This is a genomic window from Streptococcus merionis DSM 19192 (genome assembly GCF_000380085.1).
Classification (GTDB): Bacteria; Bacillota; Bacilli; order Lactobacillales; family Streptococcaceae; genus Streptococcus; species Streptococcus merionis.
On sequence record NZ_KB904543.1, the window covers coordinates 1 to 18,919 of the forward strand.

Consider the following 18,919-nt stretch of genomic DNA (forward strand, 5'->3'; position numbering starts at 1 on the left):
CTTGGTTTGAGCAACAGTTGATCCCTAGCCTAAGGGAACCTCATCTTGTGATTATGGATAATGCTTCCTTTCATCCCAAATCCAGACTGGATAACATTGGTATTCAACATCATCACTATTTTTTGCCACTACCACCTTATTCCCCTGAACTAAACCCAATTGAACAAACTTGGGCAGTTTTGAAGTACCATATAACAGAGCTGTTAAGAAAACTCTCTAGCATTTCCGAATGTTTTGAAGACTATTTTAAAACTTAATGACTATATTTTCTTGACAACTATATTGTATCAAGGTTCACTCATAAAAGCAAAAAGCAACGGCACGAAACCGTTGCTTTTTGTCTGGTCTGGAACTATTATTGCCCCAGTCTCTTGAAGTTGAATTTATCCCTTTTTAACTTCGAGGGAGTAAAAAGATCCAATGGACCTTTTTAGCCTGGCACCTTGAAATTGAAAAATGCATAGGACTTCCTAATTGCGTTTCTCTAGTAAGCTGACGACTTCGCAATGATGCGTCTGCGGAAATAAATCAACTGGCTGTACTTTGGTCAGTTTATAGCCTAGTTCCTCATAGAGCTTAATGTCACGCGCCATGGTGGCAGGATTGCAGGAAATATAGATAATTTTTTCTGGTTGCACGTTAGCACTGACCTTGATAAAGCTCTCTGTCAAGCCTTTTCTAGGAGGATCCACGATAATAATCGTAGGCTTTATTCCGTCCTTAACCCATTTTTCCATAGCTTTTTCCGCCGAATCACAGACATAAGTCACATTATCAATCCCATTTGCAGCCGCATTTTTCTGAGCATCGTGGACAGCAGCAGCTACCACTTCCACACCATAGACATGCTGGACGTGTTTAGCAAAGGAAAGTCCGATCGTTCCAATGCCAGAATAGGCATCAATAACAACATCGTCTGGCTTAACGTCCGCAAAATCAATGGCAGTTTGATAGAGCTTTTCAGCCATTTCGGTATTAACTTGATAGAAGGATTGAGCAGAGATAGCATAGGTATTGCCTAGCATTTGGTCTGTAATCGTGTCCTTGCCGTAAAGCGTCCGAAACTCTTTACCAAGGATAGCGTTGGTGTTTTGATCATTGATATTTTGAATCACCGATACCAGAGCTGGAAATTCTGCAACTATTTTTTCGATGATTTGCTCAATACGAAAGATCTTTGGCCTTGTCGTCACAATAATCAGCATAATTTCACCAGAATAATGCCCCCGTCGCACGATCAAATGACGAATGAGACCGCTCTGCTCCTTTTCATCACAAGCTTTCAAATCATAACGGCGCAGCAAATCCCGCACGAAAACTAAGAGGTTATCAATTTCTTTATCTTGAATATAAAAATCCTCAATCGGCATCAAATCGTGAGAATTTTTGCGGAAAAATCCTGTTTCTAACTGTCCACTGACACGGCGGACAGGGACTTGTGCCTTGTTGCGGTAGGCAAAAGGCTGATCCATACCAAGCGTGAGTGGCACATCTATGTCCTTGATATCTGCCATTTTATACAAACTATCCTTGACCTGCTTGGTTTTAAAGATTAATTGCGCCTCATAGTTTAAATGCCCTAAATCGGCAATTCCAGACCTTAGATAAGTCATATCAATCGCTTCATTGCGCTCAGGTGACGTGCTTAGCCGCTCCTCGACTTTTCCATAACCCATTTTTTTCGTGACCTTGAGCACTCGCATCTGAATGCGCTCGCCAGGCAGAGCATTATCCACAAAAAAGACTAAATTCTCAACTTTGGCAACACCTTTTCCATCGTGACTAAGATCTTCAATCAGAACTTCAATCACTGCATTTTTTTCTAGCATAACTCTCACTTTCTTTTGATACTTTTTCGATTTTAAAGGAGGTTGGGACAAAAGCGTCTCAACCTCGTCATTCATAAAATGTAAACTCTTGATGCAATACTGGCAGAAATCTCCCTGAAGTCAATCGCTCAAGATAGTGCCTGCACGATGCTAAGCACTATCAATCACCGCAATGTTCGTCTGCTACACCGACTTGACTGTCTACTACAACTTGTGTTTATGTCCTCTCCTGTCTACCAAACGGTAGGATAACTGATGGTCAGGAATTTTCTGTCAAAGATTGAAAATGGAAATAGAATAAGCACTCTTTTTCATGACAACACCATCAGTTTGATGACATCCTGATTTTTGACATCGCAATTTCCAAACGATTGACATTTTACAGGCGAAAGCAGAACACTGATAGAGAGTCGTCATCAGCGCAGGCCTAGCTTAGCGAGACGCTTTTGATAGGACTCAAAGTCAACTAACAAACCAAGCCCACCATACATATCGTACTCATCAACCCAATCACCAGCTTCAGGGACAGTTGTCTGCTCAATTCCGTTTGAAGCATCTTTGAGCACTGAAATCCCTTGACTCAGGATAAAGGAGTAAGGCACATTAGTTGAGGTCATCCCCATAATTTTACCAATAGCCGCTGAGCCTGTAAAGAGCTTTGTCGGATCTTTAATCTGCTGTAAAACAGCAGCCAAAACCTGCTGCTGGCGCTCTGTCCGACCAAAATCGCCAGAATCATCCTTACGAAAACGTGCATAATTGAGCAAGGTTCGCCCATCCATCTGCTGTTTTCCAACCTTAATGGTCTGCTCTGGCAACACACCGTCTTTCCAATTTAGATCATCAGGAACCTGAACAGAGTCAACTGCTTCTCCATCAATTGTCGAAAAACGAGCATCAATCGTCACACCATTCGGAAAAAGAGTGTCAATGGCTGCTGCAAAAGTGAAGAAATCCACCATGGCATAGTACTTAATATCAATGTCATAATGACTTTTGAGCGCAATCCGAATAGCCTCAGCTCCCTGCTTATCATTTTGCTCTCCGATACTAAAAGCAGTATTAAGTTTCTGGTCATAGTAGGTATTGACACCATCCTCATAACTGACCTGTGGAATATTAATAAGCGTATCGCGCATAAAGCTAGCAATCTTAATCTTACCATCAGAGTTGCCAACATTCACCACCATAATCGAATCTGTACGAGATTCTGCACTGGTTTGTCCAATCCGCGAGTCCGTCCCAAGAATCAAAATATTGGTTCCATCACGCGTCTCTTTTCCATCAAAAAACTCAACTTCTGCGGCTTCTGCTGTTGCAGCATTGCTCTTAGCATCGTTGTAACCTTTGAGGAACATGATGAACATCCCAATAAGAGAGATAAGAAGTAGAATTCCTACAGCTTTCAAGGCTTTCTTCCACCAACCTTTTTGAGGTTTTGAAAATTTTGGCAACTGTTTTTGAGATTTCCGCTGAGTTTTCCGATTTTGCCTAGTGGTTAACCGCTGCCCAGACTGACGACTTTCGATGCGACCTTGACTGATCTGATTTTCACGGTGCAGTTGATGGGCCAAATCCTGAATAGATGAATAAATTTCTACATCAGGCTGCTTTGAAGAAGTCTGAGGGATTGGCGAGGCTTCCTTCTTATCAATAGAAGCTGAAGCTTTTTGAACACTAACCTTGTCAACACTACTCCCTTTCACACGTCTCGAGCGGCGGCTTTCTAAGACTGGTAATCCTTCTGGGGTAACAACTTCAGATTCTTGAGCTCTTCTTCCACTAGTAACTGAAGAAGCTGATTGCTTTCGGCTGTCTGGTGAATAGGTTGGTAAATTGACAGGCTCGCGCTTCTTTCGTGTTCTTTCTTGTGGTGTTGGAATGACTTTTCCAGCCATTTTGGCTTCTAAATAGTGCAACTCCGCCCGATCTCGGTCACTGAGAAAATGGATGTTCTTCTGCAAATAATCATAACGCAGACTCTCATGATGGCTGAGATTTTCGTAATGTCTTGCCATTTTATTTCCTTAATGTTCCAAGTTTTCCAGATGAAAAACTTCATATTTTCCTAAAATTTTACATGCAATGTCCATCGCTGCCAATTCTTCCAAGGCATATTGAACAATATCAGGTGCATCATAGACCGCATCTATGATGAAAAAATACTCCCCTAAAATTGTCTTTAGTGGTCGACTTTCAATCTTGGTCAAGTTAATTCCCCGCCAAGCAAAAGCTGACATGGCTTTGTAAAGAGCACCTGGAAGATTATCTGGCAGCGTGAGCGCCAGAGAAATTTTATGATCACAACTATTAGTTAAGATTTGGGGATTCTCTTTACCCAATAGCCAGAAACGGGTAAAGTTTTCCTGAACTTCCTGAATGTCACGGGCAACGACCTGCAGGCCATAAGCTTCTGCCGCAGAATCTGGCGCAATGGCCGCAAAGGGCTGATCCGGATGCTCCGCTACATAGCGGGCCGCATAAGCTGTTGAAGCTGTCACCTCAAGCTGTGCCTGCGGGTAATGCTTTGTGATATAGGCCTTGCCTTGAGCAATGGCCTGTGGGTGAGAGAAGATTTTTTCAATCGGCTTTGAAACATCTGTCACTAAAAGTTGCTGCTTGATAGGCTGAATAAATTCCGCTACTGCCTGCAAATTAGCTTGATGAAAGAGGTAGTCCAAGGTCTCATGCACACTGCCCTCAATAGCATTTTCGACAGGCACAATAGCCGCATCAACAAGGCCATTTTCATAGGCCTTGATCACTTCAGTGATATTGGCAAAAGCGACCAATTGGGCATCTGCCAGTGCTCTGAGGGCAACATTATGGGAAAAAGACCCTTGCGGTCCTAAATAACCTAGTTTCATGAAAGCATCTCCACAATCTCTTCTGGCTTTTTTCCTATGACATCAATAATTTGTGTCGCAACCGCTTCATATAAGGGCAAGCGCTGTTCATATAAACGTTTTAAACTCGCCTTGCTTTGATTAAGAAAAAGCGGTCGCTGATTTTCCTGATCTTGGGACAATCTCTGGTACAAGCTCTCAAAATCCGCTGACAAATAGATGTTTGGAGAATTTTTGGCAAGTAGCTTACGATTTGCTTCTGATATGACCACACCACCACCAGTTGACAAGACGATGTCCTGAGAGAGCAATTCAGCTAACACCTGGCTTTCGATTTGACGAAAAGAGGCTTCTCCCTTTTCTTCGAAATATTTAGCAATGGACATCCCAAGACGCTCTGTAATGACAACATCCATATCAACATAATTCTTATCTAAACGTTCTGCAATGGTTGACTTTCCAGAGCCCATAAAGCCTAAAAACACTTTAGCCATGAATCAAGCTTTCTAAATCGCTAAAGAAGCTTGGATAACTGGTATTAATGGCCTCAGCACGGTCTAGTTCTACCTCGCCAGACTTAACAAGCAAAGCTGCAATAGCTGCCATCATCCCGATACGATGATCACCAAATGTATCGATACGTGCTCCGTGAAGCTCAGTTTTACCATCAATAATCATACCATCGTCGGTAGGTGTGATCTTAGCTCCCATACTGTTAAGAGCATCTGCCACCACCTGAATACGATCGGTTTCCTTGACCTTGAGCTCCTCAGCATCACGAATAATGCTCTGACCTTGCGCCTGAGTCGCCAAGAGTGCTATAATCGGCAATTCATCAATCAAGCGTGGAATAATATCCCCAGCAATCTCAACTCCGTGGAGCTCTGACGTCTCCACAGTCAAGGTCGCAGATTTAGCCACTTCATCAACTTCAGTAATGCTCAAACGGCCACCCATCGATTGAATAACTTCGATAATACCCGTCCGTGTTTCATTGATACCGACATTTTTGAGAATAATCTTAGAATTTGGCACAATGAGCCCTGCCACTAGCCAGAAAGCGGCGCTGGAAATATCTCCTGGTACGATAACCGTCTGACCGACCAAGGTTTGACCACCTCGAATACGAATTTCCTTACCGTTAACCTCAAGCTGACCACCAAATTGGCGAAGCATATCTTCGGTGTGGTTACGGGTCAATTCTTTCTCGACAATGACTGACTCCCCATCTGCCTGTAAGGCAGCAAAGATCAAGGCAGACTTGACTTGAGCAGAAGCCACTGGCAGGTGATAGCGAATCGGTTTGAGGTTACGCTTACCAGATAGCGTCAATGGCGGTAAATCACGCTCTGTCTGACCCGAAATCTCTACGCCCATTTGACGCAAAGGAATCGTCACACGGTCCATAGGGCGCTTAGAGAGCGACTCATCCCCAAACATTTCAGATGTAAAATCCTGACCAGCCAAAACACCTGAAATGAGCCGAATAGAGGTCCCAGAGTTCCCCATATCAAGAGCATTCTGTGGTGCTTTCAGACCTTTAAAACCAACTCCTTCTATGGTGACTGTTTGACCATCGTCCATCACGGAAACACCTAAGTCACGAAAAACCTGCATGGTAGAGAGCACGTCCTCGCCCCGCAAAATATCGTGAACAACCGTCTTTCCTTGACTAATCGCTCCAAAGATAATGGAACGATGACTAATGGACTTATCACCAGGTACCCTTACTATGCCATTCAGGGCAGAAACATTGGACTTTAAACGCATAGCAATCCTCTCAAACAATCTGTTTTCCTTTTATTTTACCATAAATTCCATAAAAAATGGCAAAAGCACTGGAATCACACACGGATATACAAAGAAAATCATGATTTGAAAATATTTTGTGACTAGTAAATAGAGCACCCAGCAGCTCATTATCCTATATTTTCACTGCCATATTCTTAAAAACATTCTTATCAAAATAAGTACCGCTAAAAAAGTCTGGCCTGTAAAAAAACAGAAAACAATCAATCGCCTTCTGTTTGTTAATTGTCTCTTTTTTGCCATTTCTTTGAGATTGATACTTGTTTTTTTCATCATTTTCGTGTATGATAGGAATGTGTCTCGCGGAGGTGGTGGAACGGCAGACACGCATGCTTCAGGCGCATGTGCCCGTACGGGTGTGAGGGTTCAAATCCCTTCCTCCGCATTCTAAATAGTTTAAGAGACTGAGCCCCAAAGGTACTCAGTCTCATTTTTTTGTAGTTTGACCAGCTTGCCCCACCTCAGGTCAAGACAACTAGGATTTTCAAAGACGAAATCGAAGAAAATCCAGATGGCTACGATCCTAACCATACTAACCTAATTCTAGCTTCTTAGACCATCGTTCGTCACTTTTTACAAAAGTGACTTGAGGGCATCGATATCTGCCTGTGTTGTGGACCAACTGGTGGCTAAGCGGATGACGGTGTGGTCGACATCGTATTTTTCCCAGAAGCTATAGGCTACCTGCTGACCAAGCCGTTCCAGATGACTGTTCTCCATGATGATAAATTGCTGGTTGGTCGGCGACTCCAGATAGAAAGTATAACCTTTGTCCCTTAAAATCTCCCTGAGCTGCTCTGCCATTTCCAGTGCATGCTGTCCAATCGTCTCAAAAAGGCGTTCCTGTAAAAGAGCATGGAACTGCACGCTAAGCAGACGGCCTTTAGCCAAAAGCGCTCCATGCTGTTTGACATGGGTCACAAAATGCTTGGGCTGGTTATTTTTCGTAAAGACAACCGCCTCTCCACAGAGCAGGCCTGCCTTGGTGCCACCTAGATAGAAAATATCAGTCAGTCTCGCAATGGTTGCCAAATCTGGCGAATCGGGAACCGCAAGGCCATAGACCAGACGTGCCCCGTCCAGAAAAAGAGGTATCTGGTAGTTCTGACAGATTTGAGCCAGTGCTTCTAACTCCTGCTCGGTGTAGAGCGTACCATACTCTGTCGGATGGGAAATGTAGACCATTCCCGGATAGACCATGTGACTGTGATTGCCATCGGCAAAAAAGTCCTTCAAATAGGCTTCGACCTGCTCAGCATTGATTTTGCCATCCTCGTGTGGCAGAGTTAAAACCTTGTGCCCCGTAAACTCAATAGCCCCTGCTTCGTGGGTGCTGATATGACCTGTATCTGCTGCCAAAACTCCTTCGTAAGGCGCCAACATCGTATCGATAACAATTTGATTGGTCTGTGTACCACCTGTCAAAAGGGTTACTTCTGCCTGAGGGCAATCTGTCAACTGGCGAACTTGCTCAGTTACAGTCTTTGTATAAGAATCACTCCCATAACCCGACAGCCCTTCAAAATTACTACTCATCAGTGCCTCTAGAATCGCTGGATGAGCCCCTTTATTATAATCGTTCTCAAAATGCAACATAGCCCCGCCTGTCTCCCTAAAAATCATTTGCCCCATTATAAACCAAATCTATTGAAAATTCAAGGTGGACAACGGGAGCGTACCAAATACATGAAAATTGCCCTTTAGCACAATCACCAAAAGACATTTTCAACTATGAACGCTACTGTTTAAAAGCTATAAAAAGACGAATGATAAGCACTCTCTCAAACATAGAGGTTACTTATCATTCGCTTCATATTAGATTTTGACAATGTTTTCTTTACAAAAACAAATCACCTGTCATCTTTTGCATCCTAAGAGCGATCAAGGTAGCTAGAAGAGCTTTGATGGTATCTCCTGGAATAAAAATGAGATTCGAAACAAGTGTCGTACCTATTGGCGCTTGGGTATACAGCGCCAACCAAAGCGCCCCAAAACTGTCAATAAAGAGGACACCTGCTAGCCAAATGACAAGAAAGGTTAGGGTTGGATTTCCCTTTTCAACTCGAGATAACCCCCAACCAATCAAAAGCGGCACAAAGACCCAAGCAAGAACATAACCAGCAGTTGGTCCCATCAAAACTGGTATCGTTGTCGATTTGCCAGAAAAGACTGGTATAAATACCCCTAAAACCAAGACTAAGATTACTGAAATCGTTCCTTTTTTAGCTCCCAGTAGAGCTCCTGCTAGCATGACAGCCAGATTTTGCAGAATGATAGGCACTGGAATAAACCCTAGTGGAATGCCAGGTACAAAGCCCAAAACGATCATCAGGGTCGTCATCATTGTGATTTGTGTTAAATCTTTGGTTTTCACCTTGTTCTCCTTAATGGTTTTTAAAATAAATGTTCTTATGCAAGATACATTTGGGATTGAAAGCATGCGTACAGTTAGGGCAAAAATATGTCTCATAATCAGTTCTCGACAAATAGGTTTTGCAATTTCCACAAAGAACTGGATAAACTTCAGAACTATCCGTTGCGACAAAAAGATGAGATTCCATAGCGTCATGACACTCATAGCAGGCGTAGTACTTTTGACACGCTTTACACTTGAGCGCAGCAATATCTACTCTGGAATGGTAATGTTGACAACGACTCTCCTGATCTACTCCTAGTCCATAAAACATGATTTATCGCCTCTCCCAAACTGAACACTATGAGTTTAACCTAAAAAAACTAGAATGTCAACTACTTTTTTTGAAAAAAGGTAACAATCTAGTATTATATTATTACGAAGCATTCAATCTTCCCATCAAGACAAGAAAATAGGGAGCTCCAAGAACTGAAACAATCAAACCAGTGGGAATTCCCGTCCCAACTAATAAGACCCGACCCAAAGAGTCCGCAACAAGAAGTAGAATCATGCCCAGCAAGCAAGTCGCTGGTAAAAAGACTCGATGGTCACCGCCGATGTATCGTCTTGCAAGATGACCAGAAACCAGACCTACAAAGGTGATATTTCCAACAATGATAACACTAAGGGCTGCCAAGGCTGTCGCTAAAAAAAGGACAAATCTTCGACTGCTTTTCACATTGAGGCCCAGTGCTACCGCTGTTTGTTCTTGAAGATTAAGAATGTTGAGGTCTTGACTTTTACTGTAGGCTATTCCCCACAAAAGCAGGAGTAAAGGACTTATAATGACTAACGTTCGCCAATTGTCCCCACTGATGCGCCCGCTAAGCCAGTTAACAATGGCATCGACCTTGTAACGGTTAACATTGCCCACAATAGAGACCATAACACCCGACATCATGGTACTGAGCCCAACACCAGCAATAATCAACCGAACTGGGCTAATGCCCTTTTGAGGAATACGAGCGACAAAATAGACAAGTAAGATCGTTACACACCCACCCAGCATGGCTAAGACTGGCAAAACTTGCATCACCCACGGCTTTTCCAACGAAAAATAAGCAATAACCAAAGCAACCATCATTCCTGCGCCAGCATTGATTCCCAAAATTCCTGAATCCGCTAGAGGATTACGGGTCAAGGTCTGTAAAAGACCTCCACTCAAGGCTAGAGAGCCACCAGCTACCAGACAGGCCACTAAACGCGGGAGACGAATGCGCATCATGATAAGGTAAGTTGAGCGTGATGCTTGACCGCTAAATACCTTGATCAAGTCAGAAAAACCCGCACCACTCTCCCCAACTGATAAAGATATACAAAAACAGGCTGCTAAAATCAAGATCAGCACAACAAAGATTCGCAAGGGTCTCTTTTGAAAGCTCATAAACCTATTCCTTTCCTTAGGTCGCAATAGTCTACAATAAAATTCATTAGGGCAACCTTTTTTCAAATAAGCAGCGCATTTGAACTGCCTTTTCTAATTCAAAAATGTCTTACTGGTGCAATCAAGTCTAGTGTTGTACTAAAGCACATTTGATTTTCGAATTAACCAGAAAAAGAAAGGTAGCCCTAATAAACTGATGATGGCATTAAAAGGAGTTTCGTATGGTGGATTGTAGATGCGACAGACCAAGTCACCCCAAATCATGAAGGTTGCTCCTGCTAACATAGTAACTGGCAAGAGAACACGATAGTTTTGAGGGCAAAAACGCTTGACCAAGTGCGGGATAATCAGCCCCACAAAGGAAACAGCTCCGATGAGGGCTACACTTGCTGCGGATAGGAGGAGAACAATCCCTAGCAAGGCAACTGTCATTTCCCCTGTTCGTTGCCCCAGAGATTTAGCTACCGTTTCGTTAAAGCTCAACACAGTGAGCTGATGAGCTAGAAGTTGGGCTAAAATAAGGCCGATAAGGATAATAGGACCGATGATTTGCACCATTTTCCAGTTAACACCAATCAAGCCACCAGCCTGCCAGCCCACAACAGCACTAGACAGCCCAAAGTAAATTGTAATCCCCTGACCAAGCGCCGAAAAAAGGGTTGCAACCATAGCACCTGCCAAAATCAGACGCAACTGGTTATAGCCTCTTCGAGGAACATAGGACAAGCCAAAAACCAAGGCACAGGCCACCACAGATCCAAGCAAACAGAAAGCTAAAATCCAACTGTAATGCAAACTTCCAAAGAAAGCATAGGCAAGCACTAAAGCAAGCCCCGCCCCAGCATTAACCCCCAGAAGACCGGGATCGGCAATGGGATTTCGCGTAATCCCTTGCATCATCAAGCCAGCTACCGACATGGCTGCCCCCACAAGCATGGCTGCCACAATCCGAGGCAAACGAAGATCCATAATGACATCTTGGAGTTCACTTTCCACATCAGGAGCAGCTAAAACTCCCCAAATATCACTATGGCTGTAAACTCTTGCGCCAAATCTCAGCGAAAGGTATATTCCTACTAAAAAAAGGGCAAAAATTGTTAAAAAGATAAGCCAAATTGGCTTTGGCTTATCACTTGATACCGTTTTTTTCATTTGACGACAGTCACATTTCTATTTGGCTGTTGCTAAGATAGCTTCTCTCAAGACATCTAACTCATATTCCAGACTCATTGGGTCATTGAAATAAAAAGCATTGGCATCCACTCGGATAACGCGGCCTTCTTTAACCGCTGGTATAGCATTCCAGACATCGCTCTCATAAAGAGCAGTTCCTGTCTGATCATCTTCTGCTGCAACAACAACATAATCTCCAATATAATCTGCTACCACTTCTTGGGAAATAGATAAATAACCTGTTGGAAAAACGTCATCAATGACCTTTTGAGGTGCTTTAAAGCCAAGAGCTTGGTGAACAACCTCGCCACCGCGACCCCAGTTGTCCCCAAAGAGATAGATTTCCTTTTCATAAAGCCCCATAATAGTAAAGGTCTTATCCTCACCAATGGCTGCTTTAAGCTCTTTGGCAACCTCAGCTGTCTTTGCTTTCCAATCTGTCAGCCACTTTTGAGCTTGGTCTTTTTTATTGAAAATAGCGCCAAAGTCAGACATGATTTCCAGATAATTACGTGCTCCGTACTCAAGGGCTACCACAGGGGCAATTTCAGCTAATTGGTCCAGATTTTCTTCGCTAGTGCCAACGACAATCACATCTGGCTCTAAAGCTAGGATAGCTTCCAAGTCCGTCGCAGCTACTTCTTTAGCGTCCGCAACTTTTTTCTTGAGGACTGGATTTTTCTTATCATAAGAGGTCACGCCAACCAAATTAAAGTCTAACTTTGCCAAATAACCTGTATAGGTCGAAGATAGGACAACAACGCGTTCTGGATTAGCTGGAACCTCTCCATAGTAGGTCACGCCTTTAATCTCAGGCATGCTTGATACTGTAAGCTCTCCCTTAGTGGTCTCAGCAGTGTTTGACGAACCACAAGCCACTAAAAAAAGGATTGCTATCAGTGAGACAATAGGGGCAAGAATCTTTTTCATAAAAGCTCCATTCATTTTTATTTTGTTAACAATTGATAGGTGAGCAAGATTGGCCGATCATGAATTGGGTCTCTTGCTAGCTGCACTTGAACTTGAAAAATATCCCTGAGTACATCAGCAGTCATGATATCATCAACCGTTCCTTGGTACTTAATTTGTCCAGCGCGCATGGCAATGAGTTGATCTGAAAAACGAGAAGCAAGGTTCAAATCATGCAAGACCATGACAATGGTTTTATTCATCTCACGATTTAAGCGCTGAAGTAATTCAAGAACTTCTAACTGATGATTCATATCCAGATAAGTCGTAGGTTCATCTAAGAAAATGATTTCTGTATCTTGGGCGAGAGCCATAGCGATCCAAACCCTCTGCCGTTGACCGCCTGACAAGCCATCAACTGGTAGATTGGCATAATCGAGAATGTTAGTAGCTGTCATAGCCCAGTCAATTTTTTCTCGGTCTTCCTCAGTCAATCTCCCCAAGCCAGACTGGTGCGGAAAACGTCCATAAGATACCAACTCGTAAACTGTAATACTCTCCGAAGCGTCCAATACCTGCGGAAGCAAGGCCATTTGCTTGGCCACTTCCTTGGTTGGCATTTTAGCAATAGACTGACCGTCCAAAAGAACCTGCCCTGAGATAGGCGCTAAGATCCTAGTCAAAGCCCGCAACATAGTAGACTTTCCACAACCATTGGCACCAATGATTGTCGTAATTTGGCCATCAGCTACCTTTAGAGATAAACTATCCAGAATCACTTTTTGACCATAAGAGATACTGAGATTCTCAGCACTAATCCGAGCCATTGCTTCTCCTTTTATCAATACTCAACGTATTATAGCATAATTACGACCACAATTTCAATCTTAAATTAAAATTTTTAGACAATTTAATTTAACTAATGCTCTAGAATCTCATTTATCGGTTGATCAGTCGTTTTTTAGTTTAACAGTTTCAGCGATTGTGTCCTATAGCGATTCAACCAGCAAAGATAGACAAAAATAAGGGGCTGAGACAGGCAGCTATGCTAGCGCCGCCCTCTCCCCCAAGGCGTGTAACCGTTGAAGATTACGTATAAAAATACTCCATCTCGATTTATTTTATAGTTTGACGAAGGCGATTTCGAATAAATCACAGCTACTGTCTGACTCCTATTTTTCTAGCAGATGAGGCTCTATGCAATATCACGAACAGACATGCTGATTTCTCACAGTGTTAACGCCTATTCTCAATCTACGATAGGAAGCTTCTCCCTGATTTGTTAAAGGTATAAGTCAGAAAAATCTGGCTACTTTGACATCCTTAATGAGTATCAAAAGCGATATTCCACAGTACGAGCAATCACTTGTCGCTCTTCGTCCCAGTAATGAATACGTTCAAAACTCCCTTCTTCCCAATAAAGAGGCAAACGTTCTCTGATGTCAGCTTGCATATCCAAATGGTCTAACTCTGAAATCTGAAACCAGCGTGGCTCCCCCTCTGGAGCATCTACTAAGAGCTGACCCTCAAAGTCCGTACAGAGAAAATCATAGTAGACATGACGCTCTCTCTTATCGGGATTGGTATAACCAGAAATTCCCTTTAGTTGCAATTTGCGTGCTGTTAACCCTGTCTCTTCTTTTAATTCCCGAACAGCAGCCTCACGAAAACTCTCTGGAAATTCAACTTTACCGCCAGGTTGAATCCAGCCAGAAAAAGCATCATGCTGCCTATTAATCAAAAGAATCTTATCATCGTTTTTGACCACAATGTTTACAAAATTTTTAATGGTTTCTGCCATCTATCACCTCTATCGATCAAATCTAGTCAGATCATACTGCTCAATCAAGGCATTTAGTTTACTAGCGTAACTAGTATCCGTAGCATAACGGCCTTGTAGATAATCTGTGGCTTCTTGATAAGAGCCGGTCTGGCTTTTCCAAGCACCTACGTAAAAATCTGGTGCGCCTGCTAGGCCTTTTGAAAGCAAGTTAGCATTATCCTTGAGCGAGGCATGATAGGTCGGGTATTTTCGAAAGCGTGCCACTACTGTGTAAAGGTTGCCAGTTCCGTCATCCTCTGCGGTCTCGATTTCATAAAATTGTCCCCAGTAATCGCCTTTGATGCCAAAAAGATTATTGGCTTCTTTCGTCAACTGACTCTGTCCCCAATCACTCTCCAAAATAGCCTGAGCCACCATAACAGAGGCATAGAGGTCATGTTGATGTGCAAGATCTTCTGCCGTTTTACCAACGATTTCAACAAAGGCCGAACGATCCGCTTTTGCAAAAGCTTTCTGTTCGGCTTGCATCATCAAATTTCGCCTAATCCATAGCCCGAGAAAAAGCAAGGTTACCAAGACAGCAAGCATTTTGAGGCGGCGTTTAATAACGGGTTTTAATCTTCTTTTTCGCTTCTTCTTTGACTGATTGAAGCGGAATGTTTTACGTTTTTTTACCATCTTAACTATTCTGATAAACGATTTCACCATCAGCAATCGTATACTTGACAACACCTTTCAAGGTCTGACCGACAAAAGGAGAATTACTAGCTTTAGAAGCAAAGTCTGCCGTCACAAGACGGTCTTCGTTTTCAGCAAAAATAACAAGGTCAGCTGGCCCTCCCTCTGCCAGATAGCCCGCGTCCAGATCATAAAGCGCCGCTGGGTTGCAGGTCATTTTAGCCAAATAGTCAGACAAAGCCAACTCTCCTGTATGAACCAAGTGGGTCAAACCGAGCGACAGTGAGGTTTCGAGCCCCGTCATGCCAGAAGGCGCCTGCGTCAGGTCAGCCACATTTTTCTCGTCGGCATGGTGCGGTGCATGGTCCGTAGCAATCACAGAAATAACACCTGATTTGAGCCCTTCGATCACTGCCAAACGGTCACTCTCTGTCCGAAGCGGCGGGTTCATCTTAGCATTGGCGCCTGCAGTCAAAAGCAAGCTCTCTGTCGTTGAAAAATGCTGAGGTGATACTTCTGCTGTCACCGGAGCGCCCAATTCTTGGGCAAAGGCCACAACCTTGACTGATTCTGCCTTGGACAAATGTTGAATGTGCAGACGAGCATTTTCCGCGTGCGCGATCATGACGTCACGTGCGATCATACTGTACTCAGCCACACCCGTTGCGCCGCAAACGTGGAAATGGCTCTTAGCAATGTGCTCGTTGAGCCCCAGAATTCCGTTGAGCTCAGGATCCTCCTCATGAAGCGAGATTAAAGCCCGATGCTCCTTAGCCAATCGCAAGGCATCTCTGACCACCTTGGTTGACCGGAGAGGAATGCCATCATCTGAAAAACCAACCGCACCAGCCTTGAGCAAGCTAGCAAAGTCTGTCACGTTTTTCCCATCAAAGTTTTGAGTCACTGTGGCCACAGCGTAAATATGGATTTGCTCCTTGGCAGCTGAGGCAAGAACCTCTTGCAAGGTTTCGACCGTTGAGATCGTTGGATTGGTATTGGCCATCATGACCACACTGGTCACACCACCAGCAGCGGCGGCTAACGCTCCTGTATGAATATCCTCTTTGTGAGTTTGACCAGGCTCTCTAAAATGCACATGAATATCAACCAAACCAGGGGCAACTATCAGCCCTGTAGCGTCTATAACATCAGCACCTTCTCTGACGATTTCATGGCCCATCTGAACAATCTGCCTATCTTGAACCAAAATATCCATTTTCTGATCCAGACCCGATTTCGGATCAACCACACGACCATTCTTAATTAAAAGCATTTATTCACCACTGTTCTTTCTAGGACTTCCTTTGAGCTTTGAGAAAAGTCTCCAAATCCATCTCATGCTGGTACTTGACAGCAGCTCGCTTATCCTTTTCAAGGATAATCCGATTGAGATCAAGGCCATTAACTGCCGCAATCGCCACTGTGTAATGCAAAATATCCGCTAACTCTGTCACCAGCTCCAAGTCCAAATCAGCCTTATCTTGAACCTTGCGCCCTGCTCGCTGATTGAGGACTTCAGCCACTTCGCCAACCTCCTCTACCAACTTCATAAAAAAGCCCTGCTCATCTTGATCACCCTGATAATGCTGAGCTAAGTATGCTTGTAACTGTGGGATAGTGATATTCATGTTAGCCTCCTTTGAATTAAAACATAAAGCCTGTTAGAAAAAGCGTAGGAGCAGGGAAAATTAATGATGAGCGCAGACACTCTGGAAAATTTTAGAGTGTTTTCTGGCTTTTTTAGGACGTGTTCAATTAAAGTGCTTCTTTCTATCGCTCTTCCAACAGCAATCCTGACTGACCGATCATTTTTAAACCTTCTTGCAGTACTATCTTATCCCGCTGAGATAAAAAGCGTTGTTGCTCTGTAGAAGTAGCTTGCTCAAACACTTTTTGATAGGCTTCAAAGATTGGCAGAATTTCGAGTTCAAGTCCATCCAAATTTTCTTTTTCATCTAATTGTTTAGCTGATTGCTTACTTGAGACTTGAGCAAAGTAGATATAATTGACTTGAACAGTTGACACAAAGGTCCGATGTTCCTCAACAATCCCTAATTCCTGTAAACAGTCACAATCAAACCCTGTTTCTTCTTTAACTTCCCGCCAAAAAGCTGTCACCGCATCTTCATCAGGCTCTAATCCTCCACCAGGCAAAGTGTAAAAATGGTGTTTCCGATAATATAACAGTAACATCTGACTTCTATCCTCTGTTAATAGCAGTCCACGAACAGCCTCACGTTTGTTATCAGGATTGACCAATAACTCTGCATCTCTGATGATCCATTTTTTCATCTTTTCGATTCTTCCTCCGCTGCACACTAGCTTTTTTGAATATGTCATCTACACTAAGCTTTCAGGTCAAACTCACAAACCTTTACAACCTGCTTGTCCTCAAAAATCTCTAGTAATGATACTCCTGTTATCCGTCCTCTTAGAGGATCTAGTCTTTTTTCGCAATAGCCAAAGGCTGCCATCAAGTCACGCGCTGTCAGATAGTTCGCCAAAGTTACATGAGGAATCCAGCTCTGGGGCTGGTAGAAAGACACCCTGTCGCTATCAAACTGCGCCAGCGTCGCATGCAAGTCTTGATGAAAATTCAGTAACTCCCGATTGACTTGCGGTGTCAAAAGCAGAGCTCCTGACTGAGCAAAAGAACTGAGGAGTGGTAAAGTTAAGACTATCGCAGATTGCCCTTGACAGAAATCATGCAACCTCTGGATAAAATCAGCTCTATCGGTTAAATGATTGTAACTTCCCAAGGTCAAATGAGGACAGCGATTAGAAACCCTGCTGGCATAGTTAGAAATCTTTGCATCTTCCAGCTCTCGCCAGAAATGACGCACTTCCATATCCAGATCTTAATCAAAAAAGGCAACTACCGCAAACTCACTCATAAAAGGTAACCTCCTCACTCACCAATTCATTATCCTTGTAGGAAAATTTGGCTGAAAAGAACGGCTTATTATCCAAAATCCAGCCGAGAAAGGTCTTGTCACCCTCCCAAGTTGGCTGCTGCAAGACTTGGTCATAGGAAATCCAAGCCAGTTCTCCCTCAGGGCAGTCCTCGATCAATTGACCTTCAAAACCCGTCACTCGAAAAACGTAGGTATACCAATCATTATCTGGCGTAAATTCAGGAAAGGTAATCACGCCCGCCAACTTCATCTCTGTTGCCAAAAGCCCCGTTTCTTCTAAAATCTCGCGTTTCGCACAGTCTTCTGGACTCTCTCCTGTTTCAAATTTGCCACCAACACCAATCCATTTGCCCTTATGGACATCATTTGGCTTCTTATTACGATGAAGGAGCAAGAGAGACTCTCCATTATCCACATAGCAAATCGTCGCTAAAAATACCATTTCATCTCCTCCAGTCCATACTATAACAAAAGTGCCGATAGAACAGCTGAGCTAACGACCTTAAATTTTAATTTTTGACAAGTTTTAGCGTAACCAATCAATCTCCGCTCTGCCATTTTCCGCCAAAAATGCATTAGCCTTTGAAAAGGGACGGCTACCAAAAAAGCCACGATGACTAGACAAGGGGCTAGGATGAGCCGACTCTAATATCAAGTGGTGTCTATTAGTGATGAGGCCTTTTTTCTTGCGGGCATAGGCACCCCAAAGGATGAAAACTACAGGAGTTTCCAGATCATTGACCACACTGATGACAGCGTCTGTAAAGGGCTCCCAAATGCGACCAGCATGTCCATTGGCTTGGCCAGCAGGAACAGTCAGACAAGCGTTCAACAAAAGAACTCCCTGATCTCCCCATGAGGTCAAATCGTGAGAACTTTTGACACCAATATCATCACTCAGTTCCTTGAGGATATTTTGTAAAGATGGCGGTGCAGGAATGGTGTCTGGAACCGAAAAAGATAGGCCCTGGGCTTGATCTGGGCCGTGATATGGATCTTGTCCCAAGATAACTACCTTGACGTCCTGAAGGGCAGTGTGTTGAACTGCCGCAAAGACCTTCTCACGTGGTGGGTAGACCAGTCCCTCAGAATAAACCTGATCTAAAAAGGCATTGATCCTTCCAAAATAATGGTCTGGCAATTTAGCCTTGATCAACTCGTGCCAAGCAGAATGTTGCAT

At 43.5% G+C, this 18,919-nt stretch carries 21 protein-coding genes and 1 tRNA gene; 2 read left to right on the forward strand and 20 right to left on the reverse strand.

The window, feature by feature from the left end; all coding sequences use genetic code 11:
- The coding region (locus A3I5_RS0104475; RefSeq protein ID WP_018373428.1) for a transposase at window positions 1–257 on the forward strand (257 nt) is incomplete at its 5' end.
- A 213-nt stretch (window positions 258–470) separates the two neighbouring features.
- On the opposite strand, the gene rlmD is transcribed toward A3I5_RS0104475, so the two are convergent.
- The 5 genes from rlmD to aroA all read right to left on the reverse strand — a co-directional run bounded on the left by rlmD (window position 471) and on the right by aroA (window position 6,445).
- Window positions 471–1,829 (reverse strand): 23S rRNA (uracil(1939)-C(5))-methyltransferase RlmD, encoded by a 1,359-nt coding sequence (gene rlmD / locus A3I5_RS0104480; RefSeq protein ID WP_026216922.1) that lies wholly within the window; start codon window positions 1,827–1,829, stop codon window positions 471–473.
- A gap of 416 nt (window positions 1,830–2,245) precedes the next feature.
- On the reverse strand, window positions 2,246–3,847 hold the full coding sequence (locus A3I5_RS0104485; protein ID WP_018373430.1) for an LCP family protein: 1,602 nt from the start codon (window positions 3,845–3,847) through the stop codon (window positions 2,246–2,248).
- A 9-nt stretch (window positions 3,848–3,856) separates the two neighbouring features.
- Window positions 3,857–4,696 (reverse strand): prephenate dehydratase, encoded by an 840-nt coding sequence (gene pheA, locus A3I5_RS0104490; RefSeq protein ID WP_018373431.1) that lies wholly within the window; start codon window positions 4,694–4,696, stop codon window positions 3,857–3,859.
- The gene (locus A3I5_RS0104495) at window positions 4,693–5,169 is read right to left on the reverse strand and encodes a shikimate kinase (protein WP_018373432.1); all 477 of its coding nucleotides are present in this window, start codon (window positions 5,167–5,169) and stop codon (window positions 4,693–4,695) included. Before A3I5_RS0104495 ends, pheA begins: the two co-directional genes overlap by 4 nt.
- The gene (gene aroA, locus A3I5_RS0104500) at window positions 5,162–6,445 is read right to left on the reverse strand and encodes a 3-phosphoshikimate 1-carboxyvinyltransferase (protein ID WP_026216923.1); all 1,284 of its coding nucleotides are present in this window, start codon (window positions 6,443–6,445) and stop codon (window positions 5,162–5,164) included. Before aroA ends, A3I5_RS0104495 begins: the two co-directional genes overlap by 8 nt.
- A gap of 341 nt (window positions 6,446–6,786) precedes the next feature.
- Here aroA and A3I5_RS0104510 point away from each other — a divergent pair.
- Window positions 6,787–6,869, forward strand: a tRNA-Leu gene (locus A3I5_RS0104510).
- Between the two features lie 188 nt (window positions 6,870–7,057).
- On the opposite strand, the gene A3I5_RS0104515 is transcribed toward A3I5_RS0104510, so the two are convergent.
- The 15 genes from A3I5_RS0104515 to A3I5_RS0104580 form a co-directional block, all read right to left on the reverse strand.
- Window positions 7,058–8,080 carry a threonine aldolase family protein gene (locus tag A3I5_RS0104515; protein WP_018373434.1) on the reverse strand — a complete coding sequence of 341 codons (1,023 nt, stop codon included), beginning with the start codon at window positions 8,078–8,080 and terminating at the stop codon, window positions 7,058–7,060.
- A gap of 241 nt (window positions 8,081–8,321) precedes the next feature.
- The gene (locus A3I5_RS0104520) at window positions 8,322–8,858 is read right to left on the reverse strand and encodes a biotin transporter BioY (protein WP_018373435.1); all 537 of its coding nucleotides are present in this window, start codon (window positions 8,856–8,858) and stop codon (window positions 8,322–8,324) included.
- 10 nt (window positions 8,859–8,868) lie between these two features.
- Window positions 8,869–9,171 carry a CHY zinc finger protein gene (locus A3I5_RS12240; RefSeq protein ID WP_083903298.1) on the reverse strand — a complete coding sequence of 101 codons (303 nt, stop codon included), beginning with the start codon at window positions 9,169–9,171 and terminating at the stop codon, window positions 8,869–8,871.
- 102 nt (window positions 9,172–9,273) lie between these two features.
- Window positions 9,274–10,281, reverse strand: coding sequence for a FecCD family ABC transporter permease (locus A3I5_RS0104525; RefSeq protein ID WP_018373436.1), 1,008 nt, complete (start codon window positions 10,279–10,281; stop codon window positions 9,274–9,276).
- A gap of 138 nt (window positions 10,282–10,419) precedes the next feature.
- Window positions 10,420–11,433 (reverse strand): FecCD family ABC transporter permease, encoded by a 1,014-nt coding sequence (locus A3I5_RS0104530; RefSeq protein WP_018373437.1) that lies wholly within the window; start codon window positions 11,431–11,433, stop codon window positions 10,420–10,422.
- Between the two features lie 18 nt (window positions 11,434–11,451).
- Window positions 11,452–12,384: an iron-hydroxamate ABC transporter substrate-binding protein gene (locus A3I5_RS0104535; protein WP_018373438.1), complete on the reverse strand. Its 933-nt coding sequence runs from the start codon at window positions 12,382–12,384 to the stop codon at window positions 11,452–11,454.
- 17 nt (window positions 12,385–12,401) lie between these two features.
- The gene (locus tag A3I5_RS0104540; RefSeq protein WP_018373439.1) at window positions 12,402–13,190 is read right to left on the reverse strand and encodes an ABC transporter ATP-binding protein; all 789 of its coding nucleotides are present in this window, start codon (window positions 13,188–13,190) and stop codon (window positions 12,402–12,404) included.
- 506 nt (window positions 13,191–13,696) lie between these two features.
- The gene (locus tag A3I5_RS0104545; RefSeq protein ID WP_018373440.1) at window positions 13,697–14,164 is read right to left on the reverse strand and encodes an 8-oxo-dGTP diphosphatase; all 468 of its coding nucleotides are present in this window, start codon (window positions 14,162–14,164) and stop codon (window positions 13,697–13,699) included.
- A 9-nt stretch (window positions 14,165–14,173) separates the two neighbouring features.
- Window positions 14,174–14,824, reverse strand: coding sequence for a glucosaminidase domain-containing protein (locus A3I5_RS0104550; RefSeq protein WP_231869656.1), 651 nt, complete (start codon window positions 14,822–14,824; stop codon window positions 14,174–14,176).
- Window position 14,825: 1 nt separating this feature from the next.
- Entirely contained in the window at window positions 14,826–16,097 is a 1,272-nt protein-coding gene (locus tag A3I5_RS0104555; RefSeq protein ID WP_018373442.1) for a dihydroorotase, read from the reverse strand.
- A gap of 19 nt (window positions 16,098–16,116) precedes the next feature.
- Window positions 16,117–16,452, reverse strand: coding sequence for a MazG nucleotide pyrophosphohydrolase domain-containing protein (locus tag A3I5_RS0104560; protein WP_018373443.1), 336 nt, complete (start codon window positions 16,450–16,452; stop codon window positions 16,117–16,119).
- A 142-nt stretch (window positions 16,453–16,594) separates the two neighbouring features.
- A complete protein-coding gene (locus tag A3I5_RS12060) occupies window positions 16,595–17,116 on the reverse strand; it encodes an NUDIX hydrolase (RefSeq protein WP_018373444.1) in 522 nt (173 codons plus the stop codon).
- Window positions 17,117–17,169: 53 nt separating this feature from the next.
- Window positions 17,170–17,673, reverse strand: coding sequence for a 2'-5' RNA ligase family protein (locus A3I5_RS0104570; RefSeq protein WP_018373445.1), 504 nt, complete (start codon window positions 17,671–17,673; stop codon window positions 17,170–17,172).
- Between the two features lie 37 nt (window positions 17,674–17,710).
- The gene (locus A3I5_RS0104575; RefSeq protein ID WP_018373446.1) at window positions 17,711–18,181 is read right to left on the reverse strand and encodes an NUDIX hydrolase; all 471 of its coding nucleotides are present in this window, start codon (window positions 18,179–18,181) and stop codon (window positions 17,711–17,713) included.
- An 84-nt stretch (window positions 18,182–18,265) separates the two neighbouring features.
- Window positions 18,266–18,919: a uracil-DNA glycosylase gene (locus tag A3I5_RS0104580; protein WP_018373447.1), complete on the reverse strand. Its 654-nt coding sequence runs from the start codon at window positions 18,917–18,919 to the stop codon at window positions 18,266–18,268.